Consider the following 17,783-nt stretch of genomic DNA (forward strand, 5'->3'; position numbering starts at 1 on the left):
GGTCAATCGCCGTGGTAGTTCGGCGCTTCCTTGACGATCTGCACGTCGTGCACGTGTGATTCGCGAATGCCGGCAGCGGTGATCTCGACGAACTCGGCCTTCTCGTTCATCTCGGCAATGCTGGCGCAGCCGCAATAGCCCATCGAGGCGCGCACGCCGCCCGTCATCTGGTAGACGATGGAGACCATCGAGCCCTTGTAGGGCACACGGCCTTCGATGCCCTCGGGAACGAGCTTGTCGGCGTTGGGGTTGCCGCTGCTGCTCTCTTGAAAGTAGCGGTCGGCGCTGCCCTGCTGCATCGCGCCGATGCTGCCCATGCCGCGGTAGCTCTTGTAGGAGCGGCCCTGGAACAGGATGACTTCGCCCGGCGCCTCTTCGGTGCCGGCGAACACGCCGCCCATCATGACCGAGCTGGCGCCTGCGGCCAGCGCTTTGGCGATGTCGCCCGAAAAGCGGATGCCGCCGTCGGCAATGAGCGGCACGCCCGTGCCCTTGAGCGCGGTAGCGACGTTGTCGATCGCCATGATCTGCGGCACGCCCACGCCCGCGACGATGCGCGTGGTGCAGATCGAGCCCGGGCCGATGCCGACCTTGACCGCATCCGCGCCTGCTTCCACCAGCGCGATCGCGGCGCTGCCCGTGGCGATGTTGCCGCCGATCACCTGCACCTGCGGGTAATTTTTCTTGACCCAGCGCACGCGGTCGATCACACCCTTGCTGTGGCCGTGCGCGGTATCGACCACGATGGCATCCACGCCGGCCTTGGCCAGCAGCTCGACGCGCTCCTCGGTGCCCGCGCCCACGCCGACGGCGGCGGCCACACGCAGGCTGCCCGCGCCGTCGCGCGCGGCGTTGGGGAAGGTGGTCTGCTTGTGGATGTCCTTGACGGTGATCAGGCCGCGCAATTCGAAGGCGTCGTTGACCACCAGCAGGCGCTCGAGCTTGTGTTTGTTGAGCAAGGCCTTGGCCTCGCCCGGGCTGGTGTGATCCTGGTCCTTGACGGTGATCAGGCGCTCGCGCGGCGTCATGATCTCGCGCACCTTGACGTCGTAACGGGTTTCAAAGCGCACGTCGCGGCTGGTGACGATGCCCACCACCTTGCCGCCATCGCACACCGGAAAGCCGGAAATGCCGAGTTCTTCGGACAGTTGCAGCACCTGCAATACCGTGTGCTCGGGGGTGATAACGACAGGGTCGTGCACCACGCCCGATTCGTGGCGCTTGACCTTGGCCACTTCCGCCGCCTGCTGCTCGGGCGTCATGTTCTTGTGCACGACGCCGATGCCGCCCTCCTGCGCGATGGCGATCGCCAGGCGCGCCTCGGTCACGGTGTCCATCGCGGCGGACACGAGCGGGATATTGAGGGAAATGCCGCGCGTGAAGCGCGTGGCGAGAGAGGCGTCCTTGGGCAGGACCTGGGAATACGCCGGCACCAGCAACACGTCGTCGAAGGTGAGCGCTTTTCCAAGAAGGCGCATGGGAAAGCTCCAAAAAACGGATTGTACTAGTCGCGCCACAAGGGAAACAGGCTTGTCAAGCGCCGGGCCCTTCGTATGATGCAGGCAGATCGGCCTCCCACGCTGCCGGGCACACGGGCGCGCCTACCCCACACCGACGGGAACCCCCGACCATGAAGATTCGCACCTGGTTGCCTGCATTCGGGTTGATCCTGGCCACGCTGAGTGCCAACAGCGCCGCCGAGGGCCAGGCGCACGATCACCTGGCGCAAATCCGCGCCAGCGGTCAGGTACGGGTCTGCATCTGGCCCGATTACTACGGCATCTCGCTGCGTGACCCGCGCACCCGGCAGCTCTCGGGCATCGATATTGACCTGGCGCATGCGCTGGCCGACGACCTTGGCGCCCAAGTGCAGTTTGTCGACAGCTCGTTCGTCCGCCTGGTGCCGGATCTGCTGGAAGACCGTTGCGATATCGCCATGTTTGCCATCGGCATCACGCCCGAGCGCCAGAAGGTGCTGCGCTTCACCGCCCCCTATCTGGCGAGCGACGTGATGGCCATCACCACGCGCAGCAATCGCAAGATCCGCACCTGGGCCGATATCGACCAGCCTGGCGTCGTGGTGGCGGTGGCCAAGGGCACGCTGCACGAGCCGGTGATGCGCGAGCGCCTCCAACATGCCCAGCTCATCACCCCCGCCACGCCGTTCGCGCGCGAGCAGGAGGTGCAATCGGGGCGCGCCGATGTCTTCATGACCGATTACCCCTATGCCCACCGGCTGCTCGCAACCACCGACTGGGCGCGCCTGGTGACGCCGCCGGGCAGCTACCACATCACCCCCTACGCCTGGGCCATCCGGCCCGGTGACGATGCCTGGCATGACTGGCTGCAGGCCTTTCTGCGCAGCATCAAGCGCGACGGCCGGCTGCTGGCCGCTGCCCAGAGGCACAAGCTCGAATCCATTCTGGTGCGCGACTGAAAGCCGGCCATGCCACCACCCCATCCCCCGCACATCCCAAGGATTGCCTGAGCCATGCCGACCCCAAGGCGCCTGGCGCGCAGCTCACTGATTCTTCTGATAGGCCTGCAGCTGCTGCTGACGCTGACGGTGGCCCTGGGCACGTGGGCGGGCAGCCAAACGCTGCGCCGCCTGACGCTGGAAAACACGCTGAACGATGCCTTGACCCAGGCACACAACCTGGAAGACAGCCTGTCGCAAAGCTTCCAGCTGCTGCACATGCACCTGCAAAGCCTGGCGATGGATCAACCCGGTCTGGCCGATCGCCTGGAACGCACGGAACTGCTGCGCCTGCAGCGGTCGGCGCTGACAGGCGAAACCACCGGCCCGGCCGATGCAGCGCAGCCCTTGCACACCGCGCTGCTGCAAATCCAGCAAAAGCTGCCGTGGGTGCGCTCACTCTCGATCCTGAATACCGACAACCGGGTTGTCATCAGTACCCGCGGCGCCAATCTCGGGCACGCACTCGCCCTGGAGCCCTTGCTGCCCCAGGTGCAGACGCAGACGCCTGGCGTTTTGCGCTTTGGCCACCCCTGGCGCGGGCGCGATTTTGCCGATGGCTCGCCCTGGCCCGACCAGCCCCTGCCCGCGCCCATCACCGACGCCGGCTTCATCCCCATCACCTTGGTGCTGCCCGAGGCGCCGCGTTTCACCCTGCTGGCAGCCGTCAGCAGTGATTTCTTCATCAACCGCATCCATGCAGCGCAAAAGCCCGGCCATCAGCACCACGACATCCATGCCGACGATGGCACCTTGCTGTTCTCGAGCAGCGAAACGGCGCAACCCGGCACCCGCCTGCCCGCGCAAGCTCTGGCGCAGATCCTCGAGCGCCAGGTCGGCACCGCCGAATGGCCCAGCGCCGATGGCAGCGACACCCTGTTGGCAGGCTTTCGCACATCGCGCAGCTATCCCTGGTTCGTCCAGGCACAGGCAGTGCGCAGCGAGGTACTCGCCCCCTGGCAGCGCCAGACACGCCAGACGGCGCTGGTCGCAGGCCTGTCGGTCGCGGCCTTGCTGCTGGTCACCGGCCTGATGACCCGGCGGGTGCAGCAAACGCTGGCCAAGGAAGAGCAGCACCTCAAAGACCAGCACCTGGCAGCCCAGGTCTTTGCCCACAGCAACGACCTGATCGCCATTACCGACCCCCAGGGCAACACCGTCTCGGTGAACCCGGCGTTCGAGAAGAGCACGGGGTTTTCAGCGCAGGAGGTGCGCGGGCGCAAGCCCGGCGAGTGGAGCCCGGAGCAGCCCTCGGCGCTGAACTTTCCGGCGGTGCTGGCGGCCATGGGCTCGGCCGACAGCTGGCAAGGCGAAATCACCGATCGGCGCAAGGACGGCAGCCCACTGCCCGGCTGGCTGTCCATCAATGCCATCCGTGATTCGCAGGGGCGGGTGGTGTATTACGCCAGCATCCTGCACGATCTGACGCGCATCCGCGCCGACGAAGCCGCGATCCGCAAGCTCTCGCAAGCGGTGGAGCAAAGCCCCGCCAGCATCATCATCACTTCCACGGTGCCGGCCATCGAATACGCCAACCCGCAATTCTTTCGCTCCACCGGTTACGGCCCCGAGGAGATCCTGGGCGCCAACCCGCGCATCCTGCAATCGGGCCGGACGCCCGCGGCTACCTATCGGGCGATGTGGGCAGCGCTGCTGTCCGGTCAGGTCTGGCAAGGTGAATTCATCAACCGGCGCAAGGATGGCAGCATCTACACCGAAGGCGTGACGATCGCACCGCTGACCGACGTGCAGGGCAGCACCACGCATTACCTGGGCATCAAACAGGACATCACGGCGCAAAAAGAAGCTGAAAAGGCCTTGCATCTGGCCGCCAGCGTGATTGCCCAGACCAACGAGGCCGTGATGGTCTGCGATGCCGAGCAGCGCATCATCGATGTCAACCCAGCCTTCACGCGCCTCACCGGCCATGCCCGCGAAACCGTGCTGGGGTCCAAGCCCAGCGTGTTGTCTGCCGGGCGCAGGAACCGTCAGCAATACGAGGAAATCTGGCAGGCCCTGAAGACTCGGGGACACTGGCAGGGCCAGCTCTGGAACCGCCGCGCCGACGGCAGCCTGTACGCCGTGGCCGCCACGCTCAACGCGATCCGCGATGCGGACGGACAGATCACGCACTACATCGACGTCTTCACCGACATCACCGACCGCAAGCAACAGCAGGAACACCTGGAAAGCCTCGCCCATTTCGATCCACTCACGCACCTGCCCAACCGCACGCTGCTGGGCGACCGGCTGACGCAGGCGCTCGCGCATGCGCAGCGCAAGCAGAACTGGCTGGCGGTGTGTTTCATCGATCTGGACGGTTTCAAGACCGTCAACGACACCCACGGCCACGAAGCGGGAGACGACTTGCTGACCATCGTCGCCCGGCGGCTGGTCGAAGGCATTCGTGCCGAAGACACCGCCGCCCGCCTGGGCGGTGACGAGTTCGTGGTGCTGCTCGGCGGCGTGACGCGTGAGGCCGAATGCGCGGAAACCGCCGCGCGGCTGCTGCAATCCGTGCGCCAGCCGATCACGGTGAACGGCCACCAGGTTCAGGTGGGCGCCAGCATGGGCATTGCCATTTATCCGCGCGATGGCAGCGACGCCGAAACCCTGCTGCGCCATGCCGACCAGGCCATGTACCAGGCCAAGCAGAGCGGCCGCAACCGCTGGGTGTTTTACGCGCAGGGCATGACGCAGCAACGTCCGCCCTCCTCAAAGCCCCCGGCGGCGCCGAACGCGGCTGATGCACGGCTTCAGGAACAGGGTTGAGCCCGCCGGGTCGCCCCATTCAGTGCAGTGTTCGACGCTATCTGCGACATAAAACCGCGTCTTTTCGGCCTGGGCGGCGTTGCAAATCCTCGCGATAGCTACGGCTATCGCTGCGGTTTGCGCCTTGCCCAGACCAAAAATCCATCGGTTTTATTTATCGCATCAAGCATCGAACACCGCACTAGCCGCCGCCATTCGGCGCCGCTACACTGCGCGCATGAAACCGCACAAGCTTCTTTCGCTGGCACTCGCCTGCTTCTGGGCGATGGGAGCCTTCGCGCAATACCAATGGGTGGACAAGGATGGCCGCAAGGTCTTCAGCGATCGCCCGCCGCCCCTGGAAGTGCCGCAGAAAAACATCCTGAAGGAACCTCGCCCCCTCCCGGCGGCGCGCACAGCACCCGCCGCAGCAGCACCAGGCGATGCGGCCGCCGATGCTGCTGGCACGACGCCGGCACAGGCCGCGCCGCCCGCCACGAGCGGCAAGGACAAGGCGCTGGAAGAACAGAAGGCCAAGGCCGAAGCGCAGGAAGCGGCCAAGAAAAAGGCCGAGGAAGCTGCCAAGGCGGCCCAAGCCGCCAAGGTTCGTGCCGACAACTGCGCCCGGGCGCGCCAAGCCGCTCAGGCGCTGCAGCCCGGGCGACTGGTGGGCACGACCAACGCCCAGGGCGAGCGCGGCTACATGGACGACACCACGCGGGCCGCCGAACTCAAGCGCGCCGAGCAAATCATCCAGTCGGACTGCAAATAGCGCCGGCACTCAGCGCGAGCGCCGGGCAAAGAGGCCGGTGGCGCGGGCGCCCTGGCGTGCAAAGCGCTCGCGCCTGGCCACCTTGGGATCGACCCGCAGGGGCCTGCACCACTCGACGCGATCGCCGCTGCACAGCAGCGCATCCAGGGCAACCGCCCTGCCCCAGATGCCGCAGGTGTACTGCGAGTCATCCCTGTCCAGGCCACAGGCCTTGAGCGCATCCGCCACGGTGCTCCCGATGGCGAGTTCCAACGCCCATTCACGAGTCTGGCGCGGGCCCGGCGATGCAACCACCACCACGGAAATCCGCTCATCAGCCATAGACTTTCTCTGCCCGCGCGACAAAGGCGTCGACCAGCGAAGCGGCGATCTTGTCGAACACCGGGCCCACCAGCGTGGCCAGCGCCGTGCTGCTGAAGCCGTAGCGCAGCTCAAGCTCCACCTTGCAGGCGCGCTGCGAGCCATCGCCGACCGGATGAAAATGCCAGTCGCCATCGAGTTGCGAAAACGGCCCTTCCACCAGCGTCATGGTGACGCGTCGGCCCGGTTCATGCAGATTGCGCGTGACAAACGATTTGCGCACGCCGGCCAGCGCAATGCCGACTTCCGCCGTCATGCCCTGGCCGTCCTGCTCGCGGATGAGCGCGTGGTCGCACCAAGGCAGAAATTGCGGGTAACTGGGCACATCCGTGACCAGCGCGAACATCTCTTGCGGGCTGTACCAGATCAGAACGGATTTGCGGACGGTCTTCATGCGCGGTTCATGCGGGTCGACAGCCTAAAATGGGCGTCCTCCCTGCTGCGTCGATTCTAGTGGCGCTGCCCATCTCTCCCCGCATGGCCAAGAAACCCGAATCCTCCCCACGCATTGCCGAGAACAAGAAGGCGGCGTTCAACTATTTCTTTGAAGAACGCCACGAGGCGGGCTTGGTGCTGCAAGGATGGGAAGTCAAGGCGCTGCGCGATGGCAAGGCGCAGCTGACCGAAGGCTACGTGGTCATCAAGAAGGGCGAGCTGTTTCTGATCGGCTGCCAGATCCAACCGCTCAAGACCGCCTCCACCCACGTGAACCCCGAGGCCGCGCGCATCAAGAAGCTGTTGATGCACAAGGACGAAATCCTGCGGCTGATAGGCAAGGTGGAGCAAAAAGGCTACACGCTGGTGCCACTCAGGCTTTACTGGAAAGACGGCCGCGCCAAATGCGAGATCGCGCTGGCCAAAGGCAAGGCCGAGCACGACAAGCGCTCCACCATCAAGGAGCGCGAAGGCAAGCGCGAGGTCGAGCGGGCGATGAAGAGCCGCCACCGCTGAGGCGGCGGCTCAACGCGCAGCCGGCGCCGCACAGCCCTGGTCGTCGCAGCCGTCCGCGGGCGGCGTGGCATCGGCGCCTGCAACAGCGCTCGGTGCCTCTTCGAGGAGTTGGCCGAGAAAAACCCCCAGTTGCAACTCATCCACATTGCCGAATTGATGGGCGCGCAAGCGGCCTGACTTGTCAAACAGCAGCAGGCTGGGCGTCCCCCGCAGCTCCCAGCGCTCCATGGTGCTGGGCAGCGTGCTGTCGGGCACGGGCGCATCCACGCCCACCGGAAAGCGGATCTTGTACTCGTAAAGAAAGGCTTGCAGCGCATGCGGCTGCATCGCATCGTGGTGCTCAAACACCGTGTGCAGCCCGACGACTGCCACCCCCTGCGCCCCGAGTGCCTGATGCACTTTTTTGGCCAGAGGCAGGCCATGCGACACACAGCCGGGGCAAAGCATCTGGAAAGCTTCCACCAGCACCACCTGCCCACGCAAATCCGCCAGGTGCGGCGGGTGGTCGGTATTGAACCAGCGGGACACCTCCCACTCGGGAAACACCGTGTCTGATGACTGCATGCCCACCCTCCTTGCGACGCCGCAGCGCAATGATAGGCGCAGCGGGGGTTGCGGCGATCAGGCCAGGCGGGCCAGCGGGTGCAGATCGGCAGGCCAGGGGCTGGCGAAGAAGGCCTCTACCAGCTCGGGCGTCACGTCCTCGATGCGGGGCGGATTCCAGCGCGGGGTCTTGTCCTTGTCGATCGCCAGCGCCCGTATGCCTTCGAGCATCTCGCTCTGGCCCGGGCGCAGGTGCAGGCAGTGGCGTACCAGGTCGCGCTCCATGCGCAAGTCCTGCGCGATCGTCATCGTGCGTGCGCGGCGGATCTGTTCCAGCACCACGTGCAGCATCAAGGGCGAGCGCTGGCGCAAGAGGGCTGCCGTGGCGCGCTCCCATTCGCCTTGCGCCGCTTCCAGCGCAGCGACGATGGTGGGCACGCTGGGCAAAGAAAAATAATGGTCAATTTGGGCTCTGGCACTTGCTGGACTTTCGTCGGCAGCTATGCCTTGAGAAGCAAGCCAGGCCTGCACCGCCGCGCCATCGGCGAAGCTTTGCGTGCCCAATCCATCCCACACGGCGGCCAGTTTGTCACTGGGCAGCAGCACATCCGCGAGTTTGAACGCCAGCGCATCCGCCGCCGCGATGGTCTCACCGGTCAGCGCCAGCCACTCGCCCGCATGACCCGGGCAGCGCGAAAGAAACCAGCCGCCGCCCACGTCGGGAAACAGGCCGATGCCGGTCTCGGGCATCGCCATCTTTGTGCGTTCGGTCACCACGCGCAGGCTCGCGCCCTGGCTGATGCCCATGCCACCGCCCATCACCACTCCGTCCATGAAGGCGATGTAGGGCTTCGCGAGATGGTGCGTGAGGTGGTTGAGGATGTATTCCTCGGTGAAGAAGTCCTCGACGCGCGGATCGCCTTGCGTCGCCGCCTGGTGCAGGAAGCGGATGTCGCCACCGGCGCAGAAGGCGCCGAACGGCCCCTCCTTGTTCGAGCCCCGAATCGCGATCGCCAGCACCTTCGGATCTTGATTCCAGGCCGTGAGCGTGGCGTGCAGCGTGCGCACCATGCCGAGCGAGAGCGCATTGAGCGCCTTCGAGCGGTTGAGCGTGATGCAGCCCACCTGGCCGCGAATCTCGGTGAGAACTTCCTGATCACTCATGCCGTCTCTCCCCTCTCCTGAATCGGGCTGAATCAATCCGCGCGGTCTTCGCGGCTGGCGCGCTTGCGCTCATGCTCGCTCAGGTGGCGTTTGCGCAGGCGGATGCTCTTGGGCGTGATTTCCACCAGCTCATCGTCCTCGATGAACTCGACGCCGTACTCCAGCGTCAGGTCGATCGGCGGCGTGACCTTGATCGCGTCTTCCTTGCCGCTGACGCGGAAGTTGGTCAGCTGCTTGGTGCGCGTGGCGTTGACGACGAGGTCGTTGTCGCGGCTGTGGATGCCGACGATCATGCCTTCGTAGACCGGATCGCCCGCCTTGACGAACATGCGCCCGCGGTCGTCGAGCTTGCCCAGCGCGTAGGTGAAGATTTCACCCGCATCCATGCTGATCAGCACGCCGTTCTTGCGCCCGCCGATCTCGCCCTTGTGCGGCTCGTAGCTGTCAAAGATATTGCTGATGAGACCCGTGCCGCGCGTCAGGTTCAAAAATTCATTGGTGAAGCCGATCAGGCCGCGCGCCGGGATGCGGTATTCCAGGCGCACGCGCCCGCGGCCATCGCTTTCCATGTTGACGAGCTCGCCCTTGCGTTCGCCCAGCGCCTGCATCACGCCGCCCTGGTGGTTTTCCTCGACGTCGGCGGTGACGAGCTCGATCGGCTCGCAACGCTCGCCGTTGATCTCCTTGAACACCACGCGCGGCTTGGACACCGCCAGCTCATAGCCCTCGCGGCGCATTTCTTCCAGCAGGATGGTCAGGTGCAATTCGCCGCGGCCCGAGACTTCAAAAATGCCGTCCTCGCTGGTTTCCTTCACGCGCAGCGCGACGTTGGAGCGCAGCTCCTTTTGCAGCCGGTCCCAAATCTGGCGGCTGGTGACGTACTTTCCCTCGCGCCCGGCGAGCGGGCTGGTGTTGACGCAGAAATTCATCGTCAGCGTCGGCTCGTCGATCTTGAGCATGGGCAGCGGCTGCGGGTTTTCCAGATCGGTGATGGTCTCGCCTATGCCCAGGTTTTCGATGCCGTTGATCAGCACGATCTCGTCCGGCCCGGCCTCGCTCACCTGTACGCGATCGAGCCCCTGGAACTGATGAATCTGGTTGATGCGCGCCTTGTATTTGGCACCGTCCGGGCCAGCCATTACCAGCACGTCCTGGCCTGCGCGCAGCGTGCCCTGGTTGATGCGGCCAACGCCGATGCGCCCGACGAAGGTGGAATAGTCCAGCGCCGAAACCTGCATTTGCACCGGCGCCGCCGGGTCACCCTCGACCGAAGGCACGTGCTTGAGGATGGTCTCGAACAAGGGCGCCATGTCCGGCCCCCATTGCTCGCCGGGATTGCCTTGCGTGAGCGAGCTCCAGCCATTGATGCCCGAGGCATAGACCACGGGGAAGTCGAGCTGCTCGTCGTTCGCCCCCAGCTTGTCGAACAGGTCAAACGCCGCGTTCACCACCCAGTCCGGGCGCGCGCCGGGCTTGTCCACCTTGTTGACGACGACGATGGGCTTGAGGCCGAGGGCCAGCGCCTTCTTGGTGACGAAGCGCGTCTGCGGCATCGGGCCTTCCTGCGCGTCGATGAGCAGCACCACACCATCGACCATCGAGAGCGCGCGCTCCACCTCGCCGCCGAAGTCGGCGTGCCCGGGCGTATCGAGGATGTTGATGTGCGTGCCCTTCCACGACACCGCGCAGTTCTTGGCCAGGATGGTGATGCCGCGCTCGCGCTCGATGGCGTTGTTGTCCATCACCGTATCCACGACTTTTTCGTGCGCGGCGAAGGTGCCGCTCTGGCGCAGGAGCTGGTCAACCATGGTGGTCTTGCCGTGGTCAACGTGGGCGATGATGGCGATGTTGCGGATTTGTTTGCTCATGATGGCAATGCTTCTTCTTGCAGGATTTGCTGGATTTCAAGGGGGCTGAGCAGCCGGTCGGGAATCAGTTCGCCCGCCGTGACGTGGCCGACGCCAAGCAAGGCGGGCGGCTCTTCGCCATAAACGGCGACGGCAGGCAGATCAGGCCAAGGCCCGCGGCGACGCAGGCCGGAGAGAAAGCGGCCGGCGTCTTCGGCTTCAAGTGTGATGCGTTCATGTCCGGCGAGCAGCGCATCGACGGGCAGCAAACGCTCCAGGCGCCCGGCCTCGGACAGGGCTTCGAGTTCGGGCAGCGTCACGCAATGCTCAAGGCCGATGCCGCCGGTTTCAACGCGGCGCAGCGCGATCAGGTGCGCACCGCAGCCAAGCCGCAGGCCGATGTCTTCGGCCAGCGTGCGGATGTAGGTGCCTTTGCTGCACAAAACTTCTATTTTGATAGCTGATTGCGCTTTACTGGCGGGCGCCAGAGCCACTTTCAGCTCAAATATTTCAATCTCGCGCGGTGCGCGCTCGACCTCGACACCCGCGCGCGCGTATTCGTACAGCGCCTTGCCGTCCTTCTTGAGCGCGCTGTGCATGGGCGGCACTTGCCGGATGCGCCCGGTGAATTCACGCGCCACGGCGGCGAGGCGCTCGGGCGCGAGCGCGGCCGGGTCCACCGGCGTGCACGTGAGGATGTCCCCCTCGGCGTCGCCCGTGCTCGTCGTCACGCCCAGGAGCGCCAGCGCCTCGTAGCGCTTGGGCGCATCAAGCTGCAAGGCGCTGAATTTGGTCGCCGCGCCAAAGCACAGCGGCAACACGCCAGTGGCCATGGGGTCGAGCGTGCCGGTATGTCCGGCCTTTTCAGCGCGCAGCAGCCACTTGGCCTTTTGCAGCGCCTGGTTGCTGGAAAGGCCCAGCGGTTTGTCCAGCAGCAGCACCCCATGCACCGGGCGCCGCTGCACCCGGGTACTGGGAGCCGCTGGCATCATGCGTCCTCGTCGTCTTTGGAGCGCGAGGCGACGGCGCGCGCGATCAGCGAGTTCATGTCGGCCGCGCGCTCGCTGGTGCGGTCGTAGATGAAATGCAGCGTCGGCACGGTGTGAATCTGCAAACGCTTGAACAGGCCGTTGCGCAGGAAACCGGCCGATTGGTTCAGCGCCTCTTGCGAGGCCTCGCCATCACCCACCAGGATGCTGAAGTAGACCTTGGCATGCGCGTAGTCGGGTGTGACCTCCACCGCCTGCACCGTGACCATGCCGACGCGCGGATCCTTCAGCCCGCGAATCAGCTCGGCCAGATCACGCTGGATCTGGTCGGCAATGCGCAAATCGCGATGAGGGCCGGAATGCTTTTTCATCTCTGGGGTTCAGCGTTCGGCGTTGAGCGTTGAGCGTGGCGCATCAAAACGCTCAACGCCAAACGCCCAACGCTCAACCTGCTTCTTACAGCGTGCGTGCCACTTCCTTGACTTCGAAGAATTCGAGTTCGTCGCCTTCCTTGATGTCGGTGTAGTTGCGCAGCTTGATGCCGCACTCGAAGCCTTCCTTGACTTCCTTCACGTCGTCTTTGAAGCGGCGCACGGCCTCGACCTCGCCGGTGTAGATGACCACGTTCTCGCGCAGCAGGCGGAACTTGCAGTTGCGCGTGACCTGGCCCGAGGTGATGTAGGAGCCGGCAATCGTGCCGATCTTGGTCGCAACGAACACCGTGCGGATCTCGGCAGTGCCCAGCTGCTCCTCGCGCTGCTCGGGTGCGAGCATGCCGGACATCGCCGCCTTCAGCTCATCGACCGCGTCGTAGATGATGTTGTAGTAGCGCAGATCGACGCCATTCATTTCGGCCGCCTTGCGCGCATTGGCATCGGCGCGTACGTTGAAGCCGATCACGATCGCCTTGGAGGCCACCGCCAGGTTCACGTCGCTTTCGCTGATGCCGCCCACACCGGCGTACACGAGCTGCACCTTGATCTCGTCGGTCGAGAGCTTGAGCAGCGATTGCGACAGCGCCTCCTGCGAGCCCTGCACATCGGCCTTGACGATGATGGGCAGGTGCTGCACGCCGCCCGCCTGCATGTCGGCGAAGACGTTCTCCAGCTTGGCCGCCTGTTGCTTGGCCAGCTTGGTGTTGCGGAACTTGCCCGCGCGATACGTCGCGATTTCGCGTGCACGGCGCTCGTCGCCCAGCACCATGAACTCGTCGCCCGCTTGCGGCACTTCCGAAAGGCCCTGGATTTCCACCGGGATCGATGGCCCGGCTTCCTTGCTCGCGCGGCCGGTCTCATCCACCATCGCGCGCACGCGGCCAAAGGTCTGGCCCGCGAGCACCACGTCGCCCACCTTGAGCGTGCCGGACTGCACCAGCACCGTGGCCACGGGGCCGCGGCCCTTGTCCAGTTGCGCCTCGATCACCAGGCCCTTGGCCATGGCATCGACGGGCGCCTTGAGCTCCAGCACCTCGGCCTGCAGCAAGACGTTTTCCAGCAAATCGTCGATGCCCATGCCGGTCTTGCTCGACACCGCGACAAAGGGGGCGTCGCCGCCGTATTCCTCGGGCACGACTTCCTGCGCAACCAGCTCCTGCTTGACGCGATCGGGGTTGGCCTCGGGCTTGTCGGCCTTGGTGATCGCGACGACGATAGGCACCTTGGCGGCGCGCGCGTGCTTGATCGCTTCCTTGGTCTGGGGCATCACGCCGTCGTCGGCCGCCACCACCAGGATGACGATGTCGGTCGCCTGCGCGCCACGGGCACGCATCGCGGTGAAGGCCTCGTGGCCCGGGGTGTCGAGGAAGGTGACGATGCCGCGCGGCGTCTTCACGTGATACGCCCCGATGTGCTGCGTGATGCCGCCTGCCTCGCCCGGTGCGACCTTGGCGCGACGGATGTAGTCCAGCAGCGAGGTCTTGCCGTGGTCGACGTGGCCCATGACGGTGACCACGGGCGCGCGTGGCAGCGATTCAGCTTCGTGGCTGGAAACTTCCTCGGCGGTGAAGGCCTCGGGATCATCGAGCGCCGCGACGATGGCGGTGTGGCCCATTTCCTCGACGATGATCATCGCGGTGTCCTGGTCCAGCGGCTGGTTGATGGTGACCATCTGACCCATCTTCATCAGCACCTTGATGACCTCGGACGCCTTCACGGCCATCTTGTGCGCCAGCTCGGCGACGGTGATGGTTTCGGGCACATGCACTTCGAGCGCGCGAAACTCCGCCGGCGCAGCCGACGAGGTGTGGCGCTCCTCGCGCCCGCCGCCCCGGCGCCCACCGCGCGCGCTGCCACCGGCGCGCCAGCGATTGGCACCCACGCCCCCGGACGAATCGCCGCGGGTTTTGAGCCCCTTCTTCTTGTCGCTATCGCCCGCCCAGCTCGAAGACAGCTTGGAAGACTTCACTTCCTTGCTGTTGGAAGGCGCGGCCGGCGCGGCCGTCTTGTGCAGGGTGCCTTTCTTGGCATCGCCCTTGGCGGCGTCCTTGTCCTTGGTGCCGCGCGCCTCTTCCGGCTTCTTGGCCACCAACACCTTCTTGGGTGCAGCCATCATGGCGCGGATGGCCTCGGCTTCCGCCATGGCCTTGCGGCGGCGTTCATCCTGGTCTTCGGCTCGATCGGCTTCTTCGGTGGCCTTGGCTTGCGCCTGCGCCTCGGCAGCCTTGCGCGCCTCTTCCTCGGCTGCCTGGCGTGCAGCCGCCTCTTCGGCAATCTCGCGCCTGGCTTCCTCGCTCAGTGCCGCTTCACGCGCCTTTTTTTCACGCTGTTCAGCCACGTAGGCTGCCGCGCGCTCTTCGGCTTCGCGTTCCTTGCGTTCACGCTCGGCTCGCGCAGACTCCAGCTCCGCTTCCTGGCGGCGCTTCAGTTCTTCCTGGCGCTGCGCTTCAGCCTCGCGACGTGCCTGCTCCTGGGCCTCGACGGCGGCCTGCGACTCCACGGGCTTCTCGGCAGGCGCATCGGGCGTGCCATCGCGCTTGACGAAGGTGCGCTTCTTGCGCACTTCCACCTGGATGGTGCGCGCCTTGCCAGTGGCATCCGATTGGCGAATCTCGCTCGTCGAACGCTTGACCAGCGTGATCTTGCGGCGCTCATCCACGGCCGTGCCATGGCTTGCCTGCAAGTGCGCCAGCAGCTGCTGCTTGTCCGCATCGCTCAGCGCATCGGCAGCCGATGTCTTGGCCACCCCGGCGGAGCGCAGCTGCGCCAGCAGGGTTTCAGGTGTCTTGTTGAGTTCGGCGGCGAACTCGGTGACGGTATTACTCGACATATGCAGTACGTTCCTCCCCGATCTCATTCATCGCCTGCGGCAAACCAGTGCTCGCGGGCTTTGAGGATCAAGGCCTTGGCTTCATCCTCGCTCTGGCCGGTGAGCTCCATCAGCTCATGCACCGCCAGATCGGCCAGGTCATCGCGGGTTGTGATGCCGCCCGCCGCCAGCTTGACGATCAGATCGGCATTCAGGCCGGGCAACTCGCGCAGGTCTTCATCGACCTTGCCCACCACCTGCTCGCGCACGATCTGCATCGTCAGCAAGGCGTCCTTGGCGCGGGTACGTAGTTCGTTGACGATCTCTTCGTCGAAACCCTCGATGTCCAGCATCTCCTGCAGCGGCACGTAAGCCACTTCCTCGAGGTTCTCGAAGCCTTCCTGAATCAGGATATCGGCGATGTCCTGGTCCACGTCGAGCTTTTCCATGAACAGCTGGCGTGCAACGCTGGTCTCGTCGGCTTCCTTCTGCGCCGATTCGGCCGCGTCCATGATGTTGATTTTCCAGCCTGTCAGATCGGATGCCAGACGCACGTTCTGCCCGCCGCGGCCGATGGCGATCGCCAGGTTTTCCTCGTCGACCACCACATCCATCGCATGCTTTTCTTCATCGACGACGATGGATTGCACATTGGCCGGCGCCAGCGCGCCGATGACGAACTGCGCCGGGTCTTCACTCCAGAGCACGATGTCCACGCGCTCGCCGGCCAGCTCGTTGGTGACGGCGTTCACGCGCGTGCCACGCACGCCGACGCAGGTGCCGATGGGGTCGACCCGCTTGTCGTGCGAGAGCACGGCGATCTTGGCGCGGCTGCCGGCATCGCGCGCGCAGCTCTTGATCTCGAGCAGCCCCTGTTCGATCTCTGGCACCTCACCCCGAAACAGCTCGATCATGAACTCGGGCGCCGAGCGCGACAGCAGGATGGGCGCGCCGCGCAGCGTCAGGTCAACTTCCATGATCATGGCGCGCACCCGGTCGCCGCTGCGCAGGTTTTCCTTGGGGATCATCTCGCTGCGACGCAGACGCCCTTCGACGCGCCCGCTCTCGACGATGATGTCGCCCTTGTCCATGCGCTTGACGGTGCCGGTGAAGATCTTCTCACCTCGGCTCATGAAGTCATTGAGCAGGGTTTCGCGCTCGGCGTCACGGATTTTCTGCAGGATCACCTGCTTGGCCGCCATCGCGCCAATGCGACCGATCGGCACGGATTCGACCGGCTCCTCGATGTACTCACCCACCTGAACGCCGGGCACGCGCTCCTGGGCATCCATCAGCATTTCCTCGGCATCGGGGTTCTGCAGACCCGCATCATCCGGCACCACCAGCCAACGGCGGAAGGTTTCGTGCTCGCCGGTCTCGGGGTCGATGGCCACGCGAATATCCACATCGCCCTGGTAGAGCTTCTTCGTGGCCTGGGCGAGTGCCGATTCCACAGCCCCCATCACCACATCGTGTTCCACGCTCTTCTCACGTGAAATCGCCTCGATGAGCATCAACAACTCGCGATTCATGCCTCGCACTCCTGTTTCCAAATGTCGGTAGGCAGCCTCTGCGGACGGCCGCCCTGTCGTGTTTCTGTCGCTCAGTCTTGCGGCGACGCCTTGGCGCCGCGCCCCTTGAAATTCACCACTGGCGCGAGCCTGGCTTCGCGCAGCTCATCCCACACAAAGCCCAGCACCTGAACGGGTGCGCTCTCGCGCTTCTTGCTGATGCGCTGCCCCGGTTTGGCAGCGGGCGCATCACTCCAGCTGATCTGCCAGTTGCCGGCATTGCCGCGTGCCAGCTGACCTCTGAATTTCTTGCGATTGACCGCCACCTGACCCTGAGCCGCAGCGCCCAATGGCGCCTTGAGCGTGACGTCGATGATCTCGCCAGCAAAGCGCTCAAGATCGGTTTCATGACGCAGGAGCCGGTCTATGCCGGGTGACGAGACTTCCAGGCGCTTGTAATCCACCCCTTCCACCTCCAGCGCAAACTGCAGCTGGCGTGTCACCACCTCGCAGTCGTCCACGGTGATGAAGCGCTGCGCCTGCTCGGGCTCCCAGTGCGTATCGATGGTGACGCGCAGCACGCCGCCCGCGGAGTGTTCTATCTCCACGAGTTCAAAACCCAAGCCTTCTACCGTCTGCTGGACGACCTGCTGCAATGCCACTGCTGTCTGCGCTCCTGGGGACGGCGCGCTGCGCCGCCCGGTCAAAAGTCAAACGACCAAAAAAAACGGGCGGTGAAAACCCGCCCGTTTTGGTCGTGAAGCTCGTATTGTAGTGAAAAAAACGTCCGTTTTCAATAGCTTCGATCGGCTGGAGGTCCGGCAGCACTCACCCGCGGCTCTGGATGACCGCCTTGAGCGCTGCCAGCGCCAGAGAATCGTCCAGCGCCACGCCATCGCCCGAGGTCAAACCCGCCAGCAGGCGCGCCAGCACCTGCGCGCGTGGCTGTACAGGCCCGAGGAAACGCACCTCGTCGGCGTCGCCGATCAGCAGGGTGGGGAATGTTTCTATTTCAAGCTCGCCCACCAGCGCTTCTTCATCTTCCACATCGACCCAGGCAAAGCGGATGTGCGGCCAATCGGTCGCAAGAGATTCGAATTCCGGGCGCAGGGCGCGGCAGACATTGCACCACTCGGCACACAGGCAGAGCATCCACCAAGATTTTTTATCGCTGTT

General features: G+C 64.9%; 16 protein-coding genes. 4 read left to right on the top strand and 12 right to left on the bottom strand.

Annotation, left to right across the window (positions count from 1 at the left end; translation table 11 throughout):
- Window positions 1-2 precede the first annotated feature (2 nt).
- A complete protein-coding gene (guaB, locus tag ABS45_RS08035) occupies window positions 3-1,478 on the bottom strand; it encodes an IMP dehydrogenase (RefSeq protein ID WP_291554797.1) in 1,476 nt (491 codons plus the stop codon).
- Window positions 1,479-1,630: 152 nt separating this feature from the next.
- Between guaB and ABS45_RS08040 the strand changes: the two genes are divergently transcribed.
- The 3 genes from ABS45_RS08040 to ABS45_RS08050 all read left to right on the top strand — a co-directional run bounded on the left by ABS45_RS08040 (window position 1,631) and on the right by ABS45_RS08050 (window position 5,999).
- Window positions 1,631-2,437, top strand: coding sequence for an ABC transporter substrate-binding protein (locus tag ABS45_RS08040; RefSeq protein ID WP_291554798.1), 807 nt, complete (start codon window positions 1,631-1,633; stop codon window positions 2,435-2,437).
- Window positions 2,438-2,491: 54 nt separating this feature from the next.
- Window positions 2,492-5,248, top strand: a complete 2,757-nt coding sequence (locus ABS45_RS08045; protein ID WP_291554800.1) for a PAS domain S-box protein — start codon at window positions 2,492-2,494, stop codon at window positions 5,246-5,248.
- Window positions 5,249-5,465: 217 nt separating this feature from the next.
- On the top strand, window positions 5,466-5,999 hold the full coding sequence (locus ABS45_RS08050) for a DUF4124 domain-containing protein (RefSeq protein ID WP_291554802.1): 534 nt from the start codon (window positions 5,466-5,468) through the stop codon (window positions 5,997-5,999).
- Window positions 6,000-6,008: 9 nt separating this feature from the next.
- Here the strand turns inward: ABS45_RS08050 and ABS45_RS08055 are convergent, their stop codons facing one another.
- Together ABS45_RS08055 and ABS45_RS08060 are read right to left on the bottom strand one after the other, a co-directional pair.
- The gene (locus ABS45_RS08055) at window positions 6,009-6,320 is read right to left on the bottom strand and encodes an RnfH family protein (RefSeq protein ID WP_291554803.1); all 312 of its coding nucleotides are present in this window, start codon (window positions 6,318-6,320) and stop codon (window positions 6,009-6,011) included.
- Window positions 6,313-6,753 carry a type II toxin-antitoxin system RatA family toxin gene (locus ABS45_RS08060; RefSeq protein WP_291554805.1) on the bottom strand — a complete coding sequence of 147 codons (441 nt, stop codon included), beginning with the start codon at window positions 6,751-6,753 and terminating at the stop codon, window positions 6,313-6,315. The genes ABS45_RS08055 and ABS45_RS08060 overlap by 8 nt, the downstream gene beginning before the upstream one ends.
- An 83-nt stretch (window positions 6,754-6,836) precedes the next feature.
- Between ABS45_RS08060 and smpB the strand changes: the two genes are divergently transcribed.
- Entirely contained in the window at window positions 6,837-7,310 is a 474-nt protein-coding gene (smpB, locus tag ABS45_RS08065) for an SsrA-binding protein SmpB (protein ID WP_291554836.1), read from the top strand.
- 9 nt (window positions 7,311-7,319) lie between these two features.
- Here the strand turns inward: smpB and ABS45_RS08070 are convergent, their stop codons facing one another.
- The 9 genes from ABS45_RS08070 to ABS45_RS08110 all read right to left on the bottom strand — a co-directional run bounded on the left by ABS45_RS08070 (window position 7,320) and on the right by ABS45_RS08110 (window position 17,759).
- Entirely contained in the window at window positions 7,320-7,874 is a 555-nt protein-coding gene (locus tag ABS45_RS08070; protein WP_291554807.1) for a redoxin domain-containing protein, read from the bottom strand.
- A 57-nt stretch (window positions 7,875-7,931) separates the two neighbouring features.
- Window positions 7,932-9,017 carry an enoyl-CoA hydratase/isomerase family protein gene (locus tag ABS45_RS08075; RefSeq protein ID WP_291554809.1) on the bottom strand — a complete coding sequence of 362 codons (1,086 nt, stop codon included), beginning with the start codon at window positions 9,015-9,017 and terminating at the stop codon, window positions 7,932-7,934.
- 32 nt (window positions 9,018-9,049) lie between these two features.
- Window positions 9,050-10,885: a translational GTPase TypA gene (gene typA / locus ABS45_RS08080; RefSeq protein WP_291554811.1), complete on the bottom strand. Its 1,836-nt coding sequence runs from the start codon at window positions 10,883-10,885 to the stop codon at window positions 9,050-9,052.
- The gene (gene truB, locus ABS45_RS08085; RefSeq protein WP_291554837.1) at window positions 10,882-11,853 is read right to left on the bottom strand and encodes a tRNA pseudouridine(55) synthase TruB; all 972 of its coding nucleotides are present in this window, start codon (window positions 11,851-11,853) and stop codon (window positions 10,882-10,884) included. Before truB ends, typA begins: the two co-directional genes overlap by 4 nt.
- The gene (rbfA, locus tag ABS45_RS08090) at window positions 11,853-12,224 is read right to left on the bottom strand and encodes a 30S ribosome-binding factor RbfA (RefSeq protein ID WP_291554812.1); all 372 of its coding nucleotides are present in this window, start codon (window positions 12,222-12,224) and stop codon (window positions 11,853-11,855) included. The genes truB and rbfA overlap by 1 nt, the downstream gene beginning before the upstream one ends.
- Before the next feature lie 85 nt (window positions 12,225-12,309).
- Window positions 12,310-15,117, bottom strand: coding sequence for a translation initiation factor IF-2 (infB, locus tag ABS45_RS08095; RefSeq protein WP_291554814.1), 2,808 nt, complete (start codon window positions 15,115-15,117; stop codon window positions 12,310-12,312).
- Between the two features lie 23 nt (window positions 15,118-15,140).
- On the bottom strand, window positions 15,141-16,628 hold the full coding sequence (gene nusA / locus ABS45_RS08100; RefSeq protein WP_291554816.1) for a transcription termination factor NusA: 1,488 nt from the start codon (window positions 16,626-16,628) through the stop codon (window positions 15,141-15,143).
- Window positions 16,629-16,699: 71 nt separating this feature from the next.
- Window positions 16,700-17,269: a ribosome maturation factor RimP gene (gene rimP, locus ABS45_RS08105; RefSeq protein WP_291554817.1), complete on the bottom strand. Its 570-nt coding sequence runs from the start codon at window positions 17,267-17,269 to the stop codon at window positions 16,700-16,702.
- Between the two features lie 166 nt (window positions 17,270-17,435).
- Window positions 17,436-17,759 carry a thioredoxin family protein gene (locus ABS45_RS08110; RefSeq protein WP_291554819.1) on the bottom strand — a complete coding sequence of 108 codons (324 nt, stop codon included), beginning with the start codon at window positions 17,757-17,759 and terminating at the stop codon, window positions 17,436-17,438.
- Window positions 17,760-17,783: the final 24 nt, after the last annotated feature.

It is taken from the genome of Comamonas sp. SCN 65-56, assembly GCF_001724135.1.
In the GTDB taxonomy this organism is placed as follows: domain Bacteria; phylum Pseudomonadota; class Gammaproteobacteria; order Burkholderiales; family Burkholderiaceae_C; genus Comamonas_C.